General features: G+C 73.4%; 16 protein-coding genes. 4 read left to right on the top strand and 12 right to left on the bottom strand.

The window, feature by feature from the left end:
• Positions 1–102: 102 nt before the first annotated feature.
• From JK361_RS05525 to JK361_RS05510, 4 genes are read right to left on the bottom strand one after another with little or no spacing between them, the layout of a single operon-like run.
• Positions 103–603 carry a metallophosphoesterase family protein gene (locus JK361_RS05525; protein WP_201814516.1) on the bottom strand — a complete coding sequence of 167 codons (501 nt, stop codon included), beginning with the start codon at positions 601–603 and terminating at the stop codon, positions 103–105.
• 9 nt (positions 604–612) lie between these two features.
• Positions 613–1,623, bottom strand: a complete 1,011-nt coding sequence (locus JK361_RS05520) for an SDR family oxidoreductase (RefSeq protein ID WP_201814515.1) — start codon at positions 1,621–1,623, stop codon at positions 613–615.
• Positions 1,624–1,652: 29 nt separating this feature from the next.
• A complete protein-coding gene (locus JK361_RS05515; protein WP_201814514.1) occupies positions 1,653–2,762 on the bottom strand; it encodes an enolase C-terminal domain-like protein in 1,110 nt (369 codons plus the stop codon).
• Positions 2,759–5,812, bottom strand: a complete 3,054-nt coding sequence (locus JK361_RS05510; RefSeq protein WP_201814513.1) for an FAD-binding and (Fe-S)-binding domain-containing protein — start codon at positions 5,810–5,812, stop codon at positions 2,759–2,761. Before JK361_RS05510 ends, JK361_RS05515 begins: the two co-directional genes overlap by 4 nt.
• A gap of 140 nt (positions 5,813–5,952) precedes the next feature.
• On the opposite strand from JK361_RS05510, the gene JK361_RS05505 reads away from it, so the two are divergent.
• Both JK361_RS05505 and JK361_RS05500 read left to right on the top strand, forming a co-directional pair.
• Positions 5,953–6,390 carry a MarR family winged helix-turn-helix transcriptional regulator gene (locus tag JK361_RS05505; protein ID WP_201814512.1) on the top strand — a complete coding sequence of 146 codons (438 nt, stop codon included), beginning with the start codon at positions 5,953–5,955 and terminating at the stop codon, positions 6,388–6,390.
• 59 nt (positions 6,391–6,449) lie between these two features.
• Positions 6,450–7,034: a hydrolase gene (locus JK361_RS05500; RefSeq protein WP_201814511.1), complete on the top strand. Its 585-nt coding sequence runs from the start codon at positions 6,450–6,452 to the stop codon at positions 7,032–7,034.
• Positions 7,035–7,050: 16 nt separating this feature from the next.
• Here the strand turns inward: JK361_RS05500 and JK361_RS05495 are convergent, their stop codons facing one another.
• Entirely contained in the window at positions 7,051–7,236 is a 186-nt protein-coding gene (locus JK361_RS05495; protein ID WP_201815049.1) for a hypothetical protein, read from the bottom strand.
• A 73-nt stretch (positions 7,237–7,309) separates the two neighbouring features.
• A complete protein-coding gene (locus tag JK361_RS05490) occupies positions 7,310–7,678 on the bottom strand; it encodes a DUF6479 family protein (RefSeq protein ID WP_236052499.1) in 369 nt (122 codons plus the stop codon).
• A gap of 144 nt (positions 7,679–7,822) precedes the next feature.
• Here JK361_RS05490 and ctaD point away from each other — a divergent pair, with 144 nt between their 5' ends.
• Both ctaD and ctaF read left to right on the top strand, forming a co-directional pair.
• Positions 7,823–9,505: an aa3-type cytochrome oxidase subunit I gene (gene ctaD / locus JK361_RS05485; RefSeq protein ID WP_443732158.1), complete on the top strand. Its 1,683-nt coding sequence runs from the start codon at positions 7,823–7,825 to the stop codon at positions 9,503–9,505.
• A complete protein-coding gene (gene ctaF, locus JK361_RS05480) occupies positions 9,502–9,885 on the top strand; it encodes an aa3-type cytochrome oxidase subunit IV (protein WP_201814510.1) in 384 nt (127 codons plus the stop codon). Before ctaD ends, ctaF begins: the two co-directional genes overlap by 4 nt.
• On the opposite strand, the gene qcrB is transcribed toward ctaF, so the two are convergent.
• From qcrB to JK361_RS05450, 6 genes are all read right to left on the bottom strand, one after another.
• Positions 9,821–11,314 (bottom strand): cytochrome bc1 complex cytochrome b subunit, encoded by a 1,494-nt coding sequence (gene qcrB / locus JK361_RS05475; RefSeq protein WP_201814509.1) that lies wholly within the window; start codon positions 11,312–11,314, stop codon positions 9,821–9,823. The two genes, ctaF and qcrB, sit on opposite strands and share 65 nt — an antisense overlap.
• The gene (locus JK361_RS05470) at positions 11,311–11,583 is read right to left on the bottom strand and encodes a hypothetical protein (RefSeq protein ID WP_201814508.1); all 273 of its coding nucleotides are present in this window, start codon (positions 11,581–11,583) and stop codon (positions 11,311–11,313) included. Before JK361_RS05470 ends, qcrB begins: the two co-directional genes overlap by 4 nt.
• 194 nt (positions 11,584–11,777) lie before the next feature.
• A complete protein-coding gene (locus JK361_RS05465) occupies positions 11,778–14,222 on the bottom strand; it encodes a SpoIIE family protein phosphatase (RefSeq protein WP_372448686.1) in 2,445 nt (814 codons plus the stop codon).
• A 171-nt stretch (positions 14,223–14,393) separates the two neighbouring features.
• Complete coding sequence (locus JK361_RS05460; protein WP_201814506.1) at positions 14,394–15,650, bottom strand: MFS transporter; 1,257 nt, start codon at positions 15,648–15,650, stop codon at positions 14,394–14,396.
• Positions 15,647–16,540, bottom strand: a complete 894-nt coding sequence (locus JK361_RS41000) for a GNAT family N-acetyltransferase (protein WP_236052498.1) — start codon at positions 16,538–16,540, stop codon at positions 15,647–15,649. The genes JK361_RS05460 and JK361_RS41000 overlap by 4 nt, the downstream gene beginning before the upstream one ends.
• Before the next feature lie 281 nt (positions 16,541–16,821).
• A complete protein-coding gene (locus tag JK361_RS05450) occupies positions 16,822–17,025 on the bottom strand; it encodes an MbtH family protein (RefSeq protein ID WP_201814505.1) in 204 nt (67 codons plus the stop codon).
• Positions 17,026–17,060: the final 35 nt, after the last annotated feature.

Below are 17,060 nucleotides of genomic sequence, written 5' to 3'. Positions count from 1 at the left end.
CGAGAACCCACCACGCACCCGCACTCACGCACGAGGCGCCCAGCGGGCACGGCGGCGGGTGTCCCGGGTCTGTTGATCATCCGGGGACGATGTCGCGGCCCGTCACCGCCGCGGCAGCCGGTGCAGCGTGACGTCGGTGAGCGCTCCGTCCGCGACCGTCGCCGTGAGGTAGGTGCAGTGGGGCTGGCGGCGCCGGTCGGTCGGGGAGCCGGGGTTGAGCAGGCGCAGGCCGCCGGGGGCGGTGGTGTCCCAGGGGATGTGGCTGTGCCCGAAGACCAGGACGTCGAGGTCGGGGAAGCGGGCCGCGCAGCGCGTCTCGCGGCCCTGGGCGGGGCCGGTCTCGTGGACGACGCCGAAGCGCAGGCCGCCCAGTTCCGCGCGGGCCACCTCGGGGAGCCGGGCGCGCAGCTCCGGGCCGTCGTTGTTGCCGTAGACCCCGATCAGCCGGCGGCTGCGGTCCTCCAGCAGGTCGAGGGTGGCGGTGTCGACCCAGTCCCCGGCGTGGAACACGACGTCGGCGTGCGGGAGTTCGGCGAGCAGCGGCTCCGGGAGCCGCTTGGCGCGCTTGGGCAGGTGCGTGTCGGACATGAGCAGGAGGCGCACCCTGTCAGCCTATGCGTTCCGGGAGGTCAGCCGGCTCAGGCCGCGCGCGACGCCGAGTGCCGCGGCGCCCGCGCCGAGGGCGGTGGCGGCGGGGTGCCGGACGAGGGCCGCCTGCCAGGAGCGGGGGTGGGAGCCGTCGTCGAAGGCGCCGTGCGCACCCTGGTCGTCGGCGGCCGTGCGGTCGACCGGTTCGAAGAGGTTGTCCAGGCCGGCCGGAGGGACGCTGTCGGTCTGCTGGGAGTCGAAGCCGGTGCGGGCCAGGTAGCGGTCGAGCAGCGCCGGGAAGAGCCGGTTGGCCCAGATGGTGGCCACGGTGCTGGCGCCGACGTAGTACTGCTTGCGGCCCGGGTGGTCGGCGGCGTACGCGACGCCCCGCGCGGCGACCTCCGGCTGGTAGATCGGCGGCACCGGCATGGGGTGCTTGGACAGCCGTGAGCGCACCCACTGGAACTGGGGCGTGTTGACCGCGGGCATCTGGGCGACGGTGACGCGCACGTTGCTGCCGCGGTGCAGCAGTTCGGTGCGCAGGGAGGAGGTGAAGCCGTTGATGGCGTGCTTGGCGCCGCAGTACGCCGACTGGAGCGGGATCGAGCGTTCCCCGAGCGCCGAGCCGACCTGCACGATCGTCCCCCGGTCGCGGGGCAGCATGCGCTGGAGGGCCGCGCGGGTGCCGTTGACGAACCCGAGGTAGGTCACCTCGGTGACCCGCTTGAACTCCTCGGCGGTGATCTCATCGAACGGCGCGAACACCGTGGAGAACGCGCAGTTGATCCATACGTCGACCGGGCCGAACGCCTTCTCGGCGGCCTCGGCGGCGGCCTCCAGCTGCGCGGGGTCGGCCGCGTCGGCCACCTGCACCAGGGGCCGTCCGCCGAGGGCCGCGACCTCGTCGGCCGCCGCCTCCAGGCCGCCCTCGCCGCGCGCGACGAGGACGACGTTCGCGCCGCGCCGGGCGTACAGGCGGGCGGTGGCGCGGCCGATGCCGGCGCTGGCACCGGTGATGACGACGGTGGGGGGCATGGTCCTCTCCTTGTGAAAACGCGGTCTGTCTATTCCACCCGGTACGGGGCCGCCCGTTCCGCCGCGAGGGTCAGCCCCAGGCCCGGCGCCCCGTCGGCACCCGGCGTGACGCTGCCGCCGCCGGGGTCGAGGACGCCGTCGAACAGGAGCCGTTCGATGCGGACGTGGTCGTGGAACCACTCCAGGTGGCGCAGGTTGGGCACGGAGGCTGCCACATGGGCGTGGGCGTGGGGTGCGCAGTGCCCGGAGACGTCGAGCCCGTGCGCGTGGGCGAGCGCGGCGGCGCGCAGCCAGACGGTGATGCCGCCGCACCGGGTCACGTCGGCCTGGAGGCAGTCGACCGCCCCGGCGGCGAGCATGTGCGCGAAATACGGGAGGGTGTAGCCGTACTCGCCGGCGGTGACGTCCATCGGGGTACGGCCGCGGATGTCCGCGAGGGTGGTGAGGTGGTCGGAGGAGACGGGTTCCTCGAACCAGGTCACGCCCTGGTCGGCGAGGCGTCCGGCGACCCGTACCGCCTGGCCGCCGGTGTAGGCGCCGTTGGCGTCCACGTACAGTTCGGCCGTGTCGCCGACGGTGGCCCGCGCGCGGGCGACGCGTTCCAGGTCGCGGTCCTCCCGGCCGCCCCACGACTCCCCGATCTTGATCTTCACGCGGGGGATGCCCTGCTCCTCGGCCCAGCCGCGCAGCTGGCGTTCCTGGCGGGCGCCGTCGTAGGTGGTGAAGCCGCCGCTGCCGTAGACGGGCACCTCGTCGCGGGCGGCGCCCAGCAGGTGGACGAGCGGGAGGCCGAGCAGCCGGGCCTTCAGGTCCCACAGGGCGATGTCGACGGCGGCGATCGCCTGGGCGGCCACGCCGGGCAGTCCGGCGTTGCGCACGGCCCGGCACATGTCCTCGTTGGCGCGCGGCACGTCGTGGGCGGGCAGGCCGGTGACGGTGCCGGCGAGCAGTTCGCGGACGACGTGGGCGGTGGCGGCGGGCGCGTAGGTGTAGCCGAGTCCGGTCGTGCTGCCGGAGCGGACGGTGACCAGGACGAGGGTGGTCCTGTTCCAGGCGAGGGTGCCGTCCGCCTCGGGGGCGTCGGTGGGCACGGTGTAGACGGCGGTGTCGACCGCGTCGACACCCGGCTGGTCGCTCATGTCCGCCTCCCCGGCTGCCGCAGCGCGCCCGCGGCGCCCATGACGGCACCCGCGGTGAGGGCGGCCACGGCCGCGGTGGTCACCCAGCGGGCGGTACGCGACGGCTCGTCGGGGCGGTCGGCCAGGCGCTCCGGCCGGTCGCTGGGCAGGTTGCCGTCGAGGGCGAGCGCCAGGACCTCGGCGAGGTGCAGCGCGCGGCGGCCGGTGCCGCCCTGTTCGATCTGGGTGCGGCAGCTGAAGCCGTCGGCCAGGACCAGGCTGTCGGGGGCGGCGCCGCGGACGGCGGGCAGGACGCCCTGTTCGGCGACGGCCATGGAGACCTCGTGGTGACCGCGTTCGAAGCCGAAGTTGCCGGCCAGGCCGCAGCAGCCCTCGTCGAGCACCTCTGCGTCGAGATGGGCGCGGCGCATCAGCTCGCGGTCGGCGTCGAACTTCATGATGGCGTGCTGGTGGCAGTGGGTCTGGACGGTGGCCTGCCGTGCGAGCTGCGGTGGCCGCCAGCCGTCGGGGGCGTGGTGGACGAGCTGTTCGGCGAAGGTGCGCGTCTGCGCGGCGAGCCGTGACACGTCCTGGTCGCCGGGCATCAGCTCGGGGGCGTCGGCGCGGAAGACGGCCGCGCACGAGGGTTCCAGGACGACGACGGGCGTGCCGGCCTCCAAGTGGGGCCGCAGCACTTCGAGGGTGCGGGTCAGCACCTTCTTGGCGACGGGGAGCTGGCCGGTGGAGATCCAGGTCAGGCCGCAGCACACCGGCTCGGTGGGGACGGTGACGCGGAAGCCGGCGTCCTCCAGGACGCGTACGGCCGACTTCGCGATGGCGGGGTGGAAGAAATTGCTGAAGGTGTCCGGCCACAGGACGACGGTACGCGGGTCGGCGGGGTCCGGCTCCGCCCGGCCGCGGGCCCGCCACCACTGGACGAAGGACTCCTCGGCGAACACCGGTGCGGGGCGGGCCTCGTCGATGCCGGCGAGCCGCTTGCCTAGGCGGGCCAGGAGGGGGGCGTGGAGCGCGGAGTTGACCAGGGAGGGGGCGGTGCGCGACAGCCGGGCCCACAGGGGGAGCCAGCCCATGGAGTAGTGGGCCATGGGACGCATCCGGCCCGCGTAGTGGTGGGACATGAACTCCGCCTTGAGGGTGGCCATGTCGACCCCGGTCGGACAGTCGGACTTGCAGCCCTTGCAGGCCAGGCAGAGGTCGAGGGCATCGTGGACGGCGGTGGAGCGCCAGCCGTCGGCGATCGCGGAGTCCGCGTGGCCGTCGAGCATCTCGAACAGGAGCCGGGCCCGGCCGCGGGTGGAGTGCTCCTCCTCCATCGTGGCCCGGTAGGAGGGGCACATGACGCCGCCGGAGTGGCTGCGGCAGTTGCCGATGCCGACGCAGCGCATCACCGCGCGGTTGAAGGAGTGGTCGTCCTCGGGGAAGCCGAAGTGGGTGGCCGGGGTGGCGGGCCGCCAGTCGGGGCCGAGCCGCAGCTGCCCGTCGACGGGGTTCGGGTGGACGATCTTGCCGGGGTTCATCCGGTTGCCGGGATCGAAGAGCGCCTTCAGCTCGCCGAACGCGGTCACGAGCCGTTCCCCGAACATCCGGGTGAGCAGTTCGCCCCGGGACTGGCCGTCCCCGTGCTCGCCGGAGAGGGAGCCGCCGTAGGAGACGACGAGGTCGGCCGCGCGCTCCACGAAGCGCCGGAAGTCGGCCACGCCCTCGGCGGTCTTCAGTCCGAAGGGGATGCGGGTGTGGACGCAGCCCTGTCCGAAGTGGCCGTACAGGGACGGGTGGTCGTAGTCGAACTCCTCGAACAGCTCCTTGAGGTCGCGCAGGTAGTCGCCGAGCCGTTCGGGCGGTACGGCGGAGTCCTCCCAGCCCTCCCAGGTCTCCCGGTCGTCGGGCGGGCGGGCGGTCACGCCGAGTCCGGCCTCGCGGGCCTTGAGCATCTTCTGCTCGCGCTCGGGGTTGTCGGAGAAGGCGACGTTCGCGTCCTTCTCCTCGCGGCCGATGGCGCGCAGCAGCGCGTGCGCCTGTTCGTCGACGTCGTCCTGGCTGTCGCCGCTGTACTGCACCATCAGCCAGCTGTCGCCCTCGGGCAGGACGGCGAGCGACTCGAGGTAGGCGCCCTCCTCGCGCATCAGCTGGGCCATGCGCCCGTCCAGTGCCTCCAGCTGGGTGGGGCCGCAGTGTTCCAGCAGGCGGGGGACGTCGTCGGCGGCGGCGCAGATGTCGTCGTAGCCGAGGACGAGGAGGGACTGGTACGGCGGCACGGGGACGAGGTCCAGTTCGGCGCGCAGCACGGTCACCAGGGTGCCCTCGCTGCCGACGAGTGCCTTGGCGACGTCGAAGCCGTTCTCGGGCAGCAGGGAGTCCAGGTTGTAGCCGGAGACCCGGCGCGGGATCTTGGGGTAGCCGCGGCGGATGTCGGCCAGGTACTCGGTGGCGATGCGGTCGAGGCCGGCGTAGATCCCGGCGAGCCGGCCGCCGCCGGCGACGATCCGGGCCCGCTCGTCGGGCGGGGTGGGGCCGACCCAGGCGCGTTGCCCGTCGTAGGTGAGGATCTCCAGGCGCCGGACGTTGTCGACGGTCTTGCCGTACGCCTGGGCGGAGGCGCCGCAGGAGTTGTTGCCGATCATGCCGCCGAGCGCGCAGTGGCTGTGGGTGGACGGCTTCGGGCCGAACTGGAGCCGGTGGCGGGCCAGGTGCGCGTTGAGTTCGTCCAGGACGATGCCGGGCTCCACCACGCAGGTGCGCTGCCCGGGGTCGACCGAGAGCACGCCGGTGCAGTACTTGCTCCAGTCGATCACCACGGCGGTGTTGGTCGACTGTCCGGCGAGACTGGTGCCGCCGCCCCGGGAGAGGACGGGGGCGTCGAAGCGTGCGCACACCGAAACCGCCCGCGCGCCCGCTTCCACGGTGCGGGGGACGACGACGCCGAGCGGGACCTGCCGGTAGTTCGAACCGTCCGTGGCGTAGGCGCCGCGGCTGCCCGCGTCGAAGCGGACTTCGCCGTCCACCTCGGCCCGGAGCGCCGCCTCCAGGCCGGACCTGTCCGGAGGGGTCATCTGGGCTCCTTGATCTTCACCGACTCGGTCGTCACCGACCTGCTGCCCTGTCCGAGGCCGGGCGAGTACCCGGCAAATAGACAGGTAAAGCTGAACAGTCATGACTGGACAGCTTTACCTGCCGGTCATAGCCTGGGGTCATGGCCGACATCTCCGACTCCGCCGCCCGCGCCGCGCGCGATCTGCGCGTGGTCTTCAGCAGGCTCCGGCGCCGCATCCGGGAGGTGGCGCAGGACGCCGACCTCAGCCCCTCGCAGGAGTCGGCGCTCACCCTGGTCGGCAAGCACGGCGCGGCCACGGCCAGCGCCCTCGCCGCCGCCGAGGGGGTGCGACCGCAGTCCATGGCCACGACGCTGGCCGCCCTGGAGCAGCACGGGCTGATCCGCCGCGCCCCCGACCCCGACGACGGCCGCCGCCAGCTGGTCACCCTGACCGACGCCGGACGCGCCCGTACCGCGGGGAACAAGCAGGTGCGCGAGGAGTGGCTGGCCCGCGCCTTCCAGGACCGCTACTCCGAGGAGGAGCGGCAGACGGTCCTCGCGGCGCTGGAACTGATGGACCGGCTGTCCCGGCCGTGATCCCGAGGCCCGCCGCCCCCGCACCGACCTCCGAATCCACCGAAAGGCATGACCGACCCATGTCGCTCACCACCCTCGACGCCCGCACCGCCCTCGTCGCGATCGACCTGCAGCAGGCCATCGTGGCCATGCCCACCCAGCCGTACCCGGGTCCCGAGGTCGTCGCCCGTACCGCCGAACTCGCCGACGCCTTCCGCTCCCACGGGCTGCCCGTGGTCCTCGTCCGGGTCTCCTTCGCGGCCGACGGGGCGGACGCCGTGCCCGGCCGCACCGAGCGCCAGGCGCGCGGGCTCGCCTTCCCCGAGGGCTGGGACGTCATAGTCGACGAACTGTCCGGACACCCCGGCGACATCCGCGTCACCAAGCACAACTGGAGCGCCTTCCACGGCACCGACCTGGACGTCCAGCTGCGCCGCAGGGGCATCACGCAGATCGTGCTGACCGGTATCGCCACCAGCATCGGCGTCGAGTCCACCGCCCGCGACGCCTACGCGCACGGCTACCACGTCACCCTCGCCACGGACGCCATGGCCGACGCTGACGCCGACGCGCACGCGAACAGTGTGGGGCGGATCTTCCCGCGGCTCGGCGAGAGCGGCACGACCGCCGAGGTCCTGGAACTGCTCGCCAAGAGCCGCGTCTGACCCGCGGACGGCCGGGTCAGTCCTCGCCCCGCACTATGGTGTCCTCGGCCGGGCCGCCCCGCCGCGCGGTGGACGCGCGGTCCAGGACGGCCGGCAGGCAGGTGCGCATCCCCCGGCCGCTTCGGCGGCGGGACTTGGCCCATCCGGTCTCGGCGTAGGGCAGATCGGGCTTCTCGCTGCTGCGCGCGGTCACGTCGCTCATCTTCCTTCTGCACTGAGGTTCCCCCCGGGTCCCCGCTCCGCGGAGCCGGCAAACCCCCGGCACGCGGCGGCGGTCAGGTCCGGCCGCCGCCACCGCCGCCGAAGGACCCGCCGGAGCCGGGCGACCAGCGCATCCGGCGCTGGTCCTCGGCGCGCCGGGAGCCGACGTTGCCGACCTGGTACGGGGTGAGCCGCTCACCGTCGCCGGCGGCCCGGGGCACCTCGTCGGGCTCGCGCATCTCAAGGGTCTCGCGAACCGGTCCGGTCGACGGCATCCTCGGCTGCTCCTCCGGCCTCGGGGGGCCCGGTTCGCGCCGGCGCACCTTGAACCCCATACGGAAGGCCCAGATCAGCCCGGCGGCGCAGGCCACCCCGACGACGAGAATGACGATGTACCCGAAGACCTGTACACCGGCGGCTGCTTCGTACATGGCAGTGTTCATGAACGCCGGGTACCCGGGGGCCCGCCGGCGATGCCCGCCGGACCGCCCGTCAGCCGATCGGCGCAACGGGCCGCCCACACCACGGTGGGCGCGCAGGGCGTGGCGTGGGCGGGCCCCCGGCTGCCGGGAGTAGCGTCACCCGCGATGACCGAATCGCCGCAGATGCCAGAAATCACGGAGATCACCGCCCGGTACTCGGCGCCCGCCCCCCGACCGGGCCGGACCCTGCTGCGCTGGGTCTCCACCGCCGACCACAAGGTGATCGGCCGCCTCTACATGGTCACGGCGTTCTGCTTCTTCCTGCTGGCCGGACTGCTGGCGCTCGCCATGCGCACCGAACTGGCCCAGCCGGGTCTCCAGTTCCTGAGCAAACAGGGCTACAACGAGTTCGTCACCGTCCACGGCACGATCATGATGCTGCTCTTCGCGACGCCGATGTTCGCCGGGTTCGCCAACGCCGTCATGCCGCTGCAGATCGGCTCCCCCGACCTGGCCTTCCCGCGGCTGAACGCGCTGTCGTACTGGATGTACCTGTTCGGCGGCCTGATGGTGGTCTCCGGGTCCCTGGTGCCGGGTGGGGCGGCGGCGTTCGGCTGGTTCGCCTACGCGCCGCTCAACAGCGCCTACTACTCCCCCGGCGCCGGCGGTGACCTGTGGGCCATGGGCCTGGTGGTTTCGGGTGTGTCGACGACACTGACCGCGGTGAACTTCATCGCCACGATCCTGTCCCTGCGCGCGCCGGGCATGACCATGTTCCGGATGCCCATGTTCACCTGGAACGTGCTGTTCACCTCGATCCTGATCCTGCCCGCGTTCCCGGTGCTCACGGCGGCCCTGCTGGCGCTGGAGGCCGACCGGAAGTTCGGGGCGCACGTCTTCGACGCGGCGAACGGCGGCGCGCTGCTGTGGCAGCACCTGTTCTGGTTCTTCGGGCATCCCGAGGTGTACATCGTGGCGCTGCCGTTCTTCGGGATCGTCTCGGAGATCATCCCGGTCTTCTCCCGCAAGCCCCTGTTCGGCTACCTGCCGATGATCGGGGCGACCATCTCGATCACCATGCTGTCGGCGGTGGTGTGGGCGCATCACATGTTCGCCACCGGGGCGGTGCTGCTGCCGTTCTTCTCGGTGATGTCGTTCCTGATCGCGGTGCCCACGGGCATCAAGTTCTTCGCCTGGATCGGGACGATGAGGCACGGTTCGCTCTCGTTCGAGACGCCGATGCTGTGGTCGCTGGGCTTCCTGGTGTCGTTCCTGCTCGGCGGGCTCAGCGGCGTGCTGATCGCCTCGCCGCCGCTCGACTTCCACCTGACCGACTCGTACTTCATCGTGGCGCACCTGCACTACGTCCTGTTCGGCACGGTGGTGTTCGCGATGTTCGCCGGCTTCTACTTCTGGTGGCCGAAGTTCACCGGGAAGATGCTGGACGAACGGCTCGGCAAGGTGCACTTCTGGCTGCTGTTCCCGGGATTCCAGCTGACCTTCCTGGTCCAGCACTGGCTCGGCGAGCAGGGGATGCCCCGCCGGTACGCGGACTATCTGCCCGGGGACGGCTTCACGCTGCTCAACTCGCTGTCGACGGCGGGCGCGTTCCTGCTGGGCGTGTCCACACTGCCGTTCCTCTACAACGTCTGGCGCACCACGGCCAAGGGCGAGAAGGTCTCCCTGGACGACCCCTGGGGGTGGGGGCGCGGTCTGGAGTGGGCGACGTCCTGCCCGCCGCCCCGGCACAACTTCGTCGCGCTGCCCCGCATCCGGTCGGAGTCACCCGCCTTCGACCTGCACCATCCGGAGGTCGAGAGCCCGGCCGGAGAGGACCTGGTGCGATGAAGGCCGAGGCGATGCTGTTCGGCGGCGTGGCGCTGTTCTTCGGGGGCTCCGCCGCCCTGTACGGGGTGTGGTCGCAGGACGCGACGGGCACGACCGCGCTGGTCGTCGCGTTCGCGATGGCGGCGCTCGTCTCCTTCTTCTGCCTCATCCAGTACCGGCGCGGGGGCTCACGCCCACAGGACCGCACCGACGCGGAGGTGGCGGACGGGGCCGGGCCGGTGGCGTTCTTCCCGGACGAGAGCCCCTGGCCGATCGTCACCGCGCTCGGCTTCGCGGTGACGGCCGGCGGTGTCGTCTACGGGCTGTGGCTGTTCCTCATCGGCCTGGGCGTTCTGGCTCGCGGGGTGTTCGGGATGGTGTTCCAGTACGCACGCCGGTGAGCGGTCTGCGGGGCGCGCCGGGCCGGAAGGTCTCCACGGGCTCGTGGTCGCTCTCGTAGCCGCCGGCGACGGTCTGCCGGATGTCGCCGGTGGGCACGCCCTCGGCGAGGCGTTCCCGCTCGGCCGCCGTCAGGGCGCGGCACACCCACCGGGTGACCAGGAACGCGACGACGGGCGCCACCACGAGGGCGACCCGGAACACCCAGGTCAGGGCGTTGACGGAGACACGGAAGGTGAGGGCGATGATGTCGTTGCCGCCGGCCAGCAGCAGCACGCCGTAGCAGACGGTGCCCGCGACGCCGAGGCCCGTGCGCACGGGACGTTCGCGCGGCCGGTCGCACAGGTGCTGCTCGTGGTGCCACTCCCCCGTCAGCCGCTGCTCCACGAACGGGTAGGCGTAGAGCACGGCGAACAGCAGGCCGGGCAGGACGACGGCCGGCAACAGCACGTTCCACATCAGCGTGTGGCCGGCGACGTTCGTCTCCCACGGCGGCACGAGCCGCAGCGCGCCCTCCAGGAAGCCGACGTACCAGTCCGGCTGGGAGCCGGTGGAGACCAGGTCCGGGCGGTAGGGGCCGTACGTCCAGACCGGGTTGATCTGGGCGAGGCCGGACATCAGCACCAGCACGCCGAAGACGGTCAGGGACAGTCCGGTGGAGGTGGCGGTGAACTGCGGGACGAGGGGTTTGCCCAGGACGTTGCGGTTGGTGCGGCCGGGGCCCCGCCACTGGGTGTGCTTGAGATGGAAGACCAGGACCAGATGCACCGTCACCAGGGCGATCAGGACGCCGGGGAGCAGCAGGATGTGCAGCGGGTAGAGGCGGGTGATGATGTCGTGGCCCGGGTACTCGCCGCCGAAGACGAAGAAGGCCACGTAGGTGCCCACCACCGGGAGCGACATCATGATGCCCTGTGCGATGCGCAGCCCGGTACCGGAGAGCAGGTCGTCGGGGAGCGAGTAGCCGGCGAAGCCCTCGGCGAGCGAGACCATGAAGAGGGTCACCCCGATGACCCAGTTCAGTTCCCGGGGCCGGCGGAAGGCACCGGTGAACAGGATCCGCAGCATGTGCACGCCGATCGCGGCGACGAAGACGAGCGCGGCCCAGTGGTGGGCCTGCCGCATCAGCAGGCCGCCGCGCACGTCGAAGCTGATGCGCAGGGTGGAGTCGAACGCGGCCGACATGCGCACGCCGCGCAGGGGCACGTAGGAGCCCGCGTAGACGACCTCGCGCATCTCCGGCTGGAAGAAGAACGTCAGCCACACGCCGGTCAGGATCAGCACGAGCAGGCTGTACAGGGCGAGTTCACCGAGGAAGAAGGACCAGTGCTCGGGGAACGCCTTGCGCAGCAGCGAGCCGCCCTCCAGGACGGGCAGCCGTGCGTCGGCCGCGTCCACGAGCCGCTCGGCACGCCGGCCGGCTCGGCTCATGTGTCCTCCGTCGCGGCGGCGCGCTCCACTTCGGCCTCCACCTCCGTCCGCGGCCGGCCCGATTCCTTGGCGTACTCGCTGACCGCCGTCTGCACATCGCGGGCCAGGTCGCGCCAGGCGCGCAGGGCGGTCTCGTAGGTGCCCGACTGGGCACCCGTCATCCGTCGCTCGGCGGGCGGGCCGTAGGTCTGCCGCAGGTCCTCGACCGTGGCGTGGGCCGCTTGGGCCGCGCGCTGCTTCTGCACCAGTTCTTCGAAGGTGTGTGCCACATCAACCGACCCTAGGCACGGCTGCCGGAGCGCGCCTCCCCAACCTGTCTGAACGGCTCACCCGCACCCGGTGTCGGATGCGGGGGATGCCTGGACGGCCTCGGTCGGCAACGAAGCCGAGGCGTCCCGGTCGGGCGTGACCGGTCTGGCGATTCGGCCGTTCGTGCCGGTGTGCGTACTCGGCCATTGGGGGGTCAGCCGGAGGGTACGAGGTCCGCCCACACCTGTTTGCCGCCGCTGACCGGGACCGTCCCCCAGGCCGCCGACACGGCCTCCACCAGCAGGATGCCCCGGCCGCCGGTGGCCTCCCAGCCGATGCTGGTGGGCTTCACGGGGCTGCGCGGGGAGGAGTCGGCGACGGCCAGCCGCAGCCGGTGGTTGACCAGGCTCATGTCGAGCCGGACCGGGCCGCCGGTGTGCACGAGGGCGTTGGTGACTAGTTCGGAGACGACCAGCAGGGCCTCCTCGATCGTGTCCCGGGGCAACCCCCAGGCGCGCAGGGTGCGCCGGGTGAAGCGGCGGGCGTGCCGGACCGCCTCCGGTACCCGCCACACCGACCAGCTCTCCCGCAGCGGGCGTACGGCCATGCCGTCGTAGCGCATCAGCAGCAGGGCCACGTCGTCGCCGCGGTGGGCGCCGGTGAGCAGGGCGTCGGCGACCAGGCCGAGGTGCGCGGGGTCGGTGGCGGCCAGTTCGCGGGCCAGCCGGTCCATGCCGGCGTCGAGGTCGGCGTCGGCGGACTCCACCAGGCCGTCGGTGGTCAGCGCGATCACGGTGCCGGGCTGGAGCCGCAGCGGGGTCATCGGGAACTCCGCCTGGGCCAGCACGCCGAGCGGCGGGCCGCCCTCGGTCTGGAGGATCTCGACGGTGCCGTCCGGGTGGCGCAGCACCGGCTGGAGATGCCCGGCCCGTACGCACCAGGCGGTGCCCTGCTCCATGTCGACGTCGACGTAGGCGCAGGTGGCGAACAGGTCGGTCTCCATCTCCAGCAGCAGCCGGTTGGCGTGGGCGACGACCACGTCCGGGGCGTGGCCCTCGGCGGCGTAGGCGCGCAGCGCGGTGCGCATCTGGCCCATCAGGGTGGCGGCGCCCGCGTTGTGGCCCTGGACGTCGCCGATGACGAGGGCGACGTGGTGGTCGGCGAGCGGGATCACATCGTACCAGTCGCCGCCGACCTCCAGGCCTGCCGTGGTGGGCAGATAGCGGGCGACGGCGACCGCGCCGGGCAGCCGGGGCAGCCGGCGGGGCAGCAGGGTGCGCTGGAGCATGCCGACGAGTTCGTGCTCGGCGTCGAAGGCGTGGGCGCGCAGCAGGGCCTGGCCGGTCAGGGCGGCGCAGGCGGTGAGCAGGGCGCGTTCGTCGGGGGCGAAGTCGTGCGGGCGGTCCCAGCCGATCAGGCAGGCACCGGCCATGCGGCCGCCGGCGGGCAGCGGCAGCACCGCGAGGCCACCGGGGCCGACCTCGGCGAGGGCGGGTTCCAGCGGGCTGCCGGCGGGCCAGATCCGGGCGCGGCCCTCGCGCAGCGCGGCGGCCAGCGTGGGCATGGAACGCACCGGTGCGTCGGGCCACTCGGTGCGCCACTCGCTGCGCCACACCGCGGGCCAGGCCTCGGGCTCGGGCGGGTCGAGGACGGTGACCACCAGCCGGTCGTTCTCCAGTTCGGCGAGGGCGATCCGGTCGGCCTGAAGCGGTTTGCGCAGGGCGGCGACGACGGCCTGGCCGACGTCCCTGACGGTGCCGGCGGTGGCGAGGGCGGCGGCCAGGCGCTGCACGCGCGCCACGTCGGTGACGTCGGAGCGCAGGGTGGAGGCGTCTGCGACGGTGCCGACGAGCTTGGCGGGGCGGCCCTCGCCGCCGGGCAGCAGCCGGCCCCGCAGCCGCAGCCACCTGGGCTGGCCGGCGGGCTGGAGGATACGGAACTCCAGTTCGCGGTCGCCGATCGACATGTGGTCGGCCTCGACCACGGACATCAGCGCGGGCAGGTCCTCGGGCACCGTACGGCCGAGCAGGGTCTCCACCCGGCCGTCGAAATCCTGCCGGTCGATCCCGAACAGCCGCAGGATCGTGTCGCCGACCTCGACCCGGCCGCTGTCCATGGCCAGCCTGAAGGCGTCCTCGGGCAGCTCGCCGGCGTCGCCGACGGCGGTCGGGACGGGTACGGCGATGGAGCGGGCGATCAGCTCCAGGCAGGAGCGGTCGTCGGTGCCGAAGCCGCCGGGGTGCTCGCCGACGGCCACCAGGCAGCCGGCGCCCGCCGGGCCGAGCGGCAGGACGGCCACGGAGAAGTCGGGGGACGGGGTGCGGCGCGCGTCCGGCCCGTCGGCCAGCTCGGCGGGACCGAGCCACAGCGGCCGTCCGGTGCGGTGCGCCTCGGCGACCGGGGACGCGCCGGTGGCCGGATAGCCGTCCCGCAGGCCGTACAGGGTGCGGGGCAGTCCGGCCGACTCGGCGAGCCGGAGCAGCGCGGGGTCGTCGCAGGGCGTGTACACCCCGGCGAAGGACGCCCCGGCGAACACGAGCGCCTGTTCCAGGACCCGGCGCAGCCGGTCGGGCGTGGCCGGTGCCGCCATCAGCGATGCGAGGGCGACTTCGGCACGCTCCGCCCTCGTTCTGCTGATCGCAGCGCCCTCACTCACCACGTCGCCATTACAGCGCGTGTGAGCCGCCCGCGCAGCCCCTGTGCGCACGGGCAGCCCCGGGAGCCGGCGCGGTCCCCTGCGGCCGTGGGCCGGGCGGACGTCGTCCACGCCGCAGGTACGGGCGGACATCGTCCACGTCGCCCTGCGCGCGTAGAGCCGGGGCCGGCATCCTTAGGCGGGCGTCGTCCGGATGCCCTTGCTGAGGGTGGCCGTCAGTGCGGCGGCGGTGACCAGCAGCGGGAAGACCAGCATGGCCGGTCCCGGGCTCCAGCGGGCCAGCAGGGCACCGGCCAGGGCGGGGGCGAGCGCGGCGGCCGAACCGGCGGCGAGCAGCACACCGCTGACCACGCGGCCTTGCAGGTGGTCCGGTGTCACGGCGGCCTGGTGGCCGAAGAGGGCCGCGTTCGCCGTGGGCCCGAGGAACACGGCGGCGGCCAGCGGTACGGCGGCCAGGACGCTGTGGGACAGCAGCGCGCTGACCGCCATCAGCGCGGCGGTCACCCAGCACAGCAGGGTGATCAGGACGGGCAGCCGCAGCCGCCGCTGGAGCGCCGGGGCCGCGAAGGCGCCGAGGAGGCCGCCCACCGCGAAGATCGTGCCGGCGACGCCGACCAGGTACGGCGCGACGTCGGCGCGGCGCAGCGCGAGGGTCATCGCGAAGATCATGCCGGTGAAGGCCATGTTCAGCGGGGCGGCGATCACCAGCAGGGCCCGCAGGAAGGGATGTCCCAGCAGGAAGCGCAGGCCCTCCGCCGCGGACGCGCCCGCGGCCGGGGCCGCCGCCGTCCGCTCCCGGGCCTCCTGGAGGGGCCGTCGGATACGGCAGACGGCCACCAGGGAGAGCAGGAAGCTCAGCGCGTTGCCGAGGAAGGGCAGGGCCCGGCCGATCCCGAACAGCAGGCCGCCCAGCGGCGGGCCGGCCAGCGACACGCCGTACGTGCGTGCCTCGTTGCGGGCGACGGCGGAGGTCAGCTGGTCGAGGCGGACCAGGTTGCGCACCGAGGCGTGCTCGGCGGTGCTGAAGACGGCCGTGGCGGCGGCGCCGGAGACCACCACCGCGAGGATCACGGGCAGGCTCGCGGTGCCGGTCACCACCGCCCAGCCGAGCAGGGCGTACACCGCGAGCCGCAGGAGATCGCAGGCGATCATCAGCCGGCGCCGGTCGAAGCGGTCGGCGAGGACACCGGCCGGCAGCCGGCACACCAGGGCGGTGACGAGTCCGGCGGTGCCGACGAGCCCGGCCCGGGCCGGGGATCCGGTCTGCTGGAGCACCAGCAGGGGCAGGGCCAAGTCCACCATGGCGCCGCCCAGGTCGGACAGGCACTGGCCGGTCCACAGCAGGTTGAAGTCGCGGTTGCGCCACAGGCTGGGCGCCGGGCCGGTGCCGGCCTCCCCGGCGGCCCCCTCGGCGAGCGGCGGCCCGCTCACACCGAGTCCTCGGCACGCACCGCCGCGAGACCGCCCCCGGCCCCGGCCACTCCACCGGAGTCCACCGCACCCCCACCGCCCGGGACCGCCCCCTCCCCCACGTCACCCAACACGACGGCGGCGGCCGCGGCACCCGGCGCACCGGCCGCAGCCGTCGCGCTCCCGGTACCCGCCGTGACACCACCACCCGGCAGCCCCGCCCGGCCACCGGCCTGCGCGCCACCGCCCACGTCACCCACCTCGACCGCGGCGCCCGGCGTGCCCGTCGGCGCCCCGGTCTTCGTGCCTGTGCCCGGGGCGCCCGGGGCGTCGGGGCCGCTCGTCCCCTCGGGACGCTCGCCGGGCGTCGTCGCGCACGAGTCCTCGGCGGCCGGGGGGCCGTCCGTGTGCCTGGTCGAGATGACGAGGAGCTTCGTCACGGAGCCGTCGTCGCCGACCACGTCCCGCACGTGCCGGAAGCCCAGGCGGTGGCACATGGCCAGGCTGGCGGTGTTGTCGGCGCCCACCATGCCGTACGCCTCGCTGAGTCCGAGGTTGTCGGCGGCGTGCCGGAGCAGGCCGCGCACCGCCTCGCCACCCAGTCCGCGCCCCCAGTACCCGGGGGCGAGCGCGGTGACGAGTTCGTGGCCGTCGACGTTGCCGGTCGGCTTCACCTCGGCGTGGCCGACGTAGTCACCCGCGAGCCACAGCCCCCACACGTCGAACCGGCGCTGGGGGTAGATCTCGCTGAGGATGGCGCGGAACAGCTCGCGGATCTGCGGTTCGGGCACGAGGTCCTGCCCCATCCAGCGGCACACCTCCGCGTCGCGCAGCAGTGCGACGAAGACGTCCTCGTGCTCGGGCCGGTAGGGGAGGAACTCCAGGCGTTCGGTACGCAGGACGGGGGTCATGGCGGGCTCCTCGGGAGTGATGCGGTGCGGCTGGGGGCCGAGGGCGGTGGGGCACCGGGACGGCGACGCGTGGGGGCGGTGGGGATTCGGGGCGGCGACGCGTGGGGGCGGTGGGGACCGGGACGGCGACGCGTGGGGCGGACGGCGACACGCGGGGGCATGAGGACCGGGACGGCGACGCGTGGGGGCGGTGGGGGCCGGGACGGCGACGTGTGGGGCGGTGGGGGTGCCGGGCCGGCGCGGGTGCGGCCGGCCCGGCGTGTCGGTGCGGGTGCGCCCGGTCAGGCGCCGGTGTTCTCCATGCGCTCGCGGAGGCTCTTGGGACGCATGTCGGTCCAGACCTCGTCGACGTAGGCGGAGCACTCGGTCTCGGTGCCCTCCTTGCCGACGGGCTGCCAGCCCGCGGGCACCTCGATGTCGGCGGGCCAGAGGGAGTACTGCTCCTCGTCGTTGCGCAGCACCTGGTAGCGGGTGTTCTCGTCCATGTCGTGTTCCTTCCTCGTCCGGTTCGGATGGGCAG

This window comes from Streptomyces musisoli (genome assembly GCF_016741855.1).
In the GTDB taxonomy this organism is placed as follows: domain Bacteria; phylum Actinomycetota; class Actinomycetes; order Streptomycetales; family Streptomycetaceae; genus Streptomyces; species Streptomyces musisoli.
This window is presented reverse-complemented; position numbering and strand designations above follow the sequence as displayed.

Excerpts from the sequence above, each read along its gene's own strand:
- qcrB (WP_201814509.1), bottom strand. The coding sequence starts at position 11,314 with ATGAGCCGAGCCGGCCGGCGTGCCGAGCGGCTCGTGGACGCGGCCGAC.
- ctaD (WP_443732158.1), top strand. The coding sequence starts at position 7,823 with ATGACCGAATCGCCGCAGATGCCAGAAATCACGGAGATCACCGCCCGG.
- ctaF (WP_201814510.1), top strand. The coding sequence starts at position 9,502 with ATGAAGGCCGAGGCGATGCTGTTCGGCGGCGTGGCGCTGTTCTTCGGG.
- JK361_RS05505 (WP_201814512.1), top strand. The coding sequence starts at position 5,953 with ATGGCCGACATCTCCGACTCCGCCGCCCGCGCCGCGCGCGATCTGCGC.
- JK361_RS05510 (WP_201814513.1), bottom strand. The coding sequence starts at position 5,812 with ATGACCCCTCCGGACAGGTCCGGCCTGGAGGCGGCGCTCCGGGCCGAG.
- JK361_RS41000 (WP_236052498.1), bottom strand. The coding sequence starts at position 16,540 with ATGACCCCCGTCCTGCGTACCGAACGCCTGGAGTTCCTCCCCTACCGG.
- JK361_RS05515 (WP_201814514.1), bottom strand. The coding sequence starts at position 2,762 with ATGAGCGACCAGCCGGGTGTCGACGCGGTCGACACCGCCGTCTACACC.
- JK361_RS05495 (WP_201815049.1), bottom strand. The coding sequence starts at position 7,236 with ATGAGCGACGTGACCGCGCGCAGCAGCGAGAAGCCCGATCTGCCCTAC.
- JK361_RS05490 (WP_236052499.1), bottom strand. The coding sequence starts at position 7,678 with ATGAACACTGCCATGTACGAAGCAGCCGCCGGTGTACAGGTCTTCGGG.
- JK361_RS05500 (WP_201814511.1), top strand. The coding sequence starts at position 6,450 with ATGTCGCTCACCACCCTCGACGCCCGCACCGCCCTCGTCGCGATCGAC.
- JK361_RS05520 (WP_201814515.1), bottom strand. The coding sequence starts at position 1,623 with ATGCCCCCCACCGTCGTCATCACCGGTGCCAGCGCCGGCATCGGCCGC.
- JK361_RS05450 (WP_201814505.1), bottom strand. The coding sequence starts at position 17,025 with ATGGACGAGAACACCCGCTACCAGGTGCTGCGCAACGACGAGGAGCAG.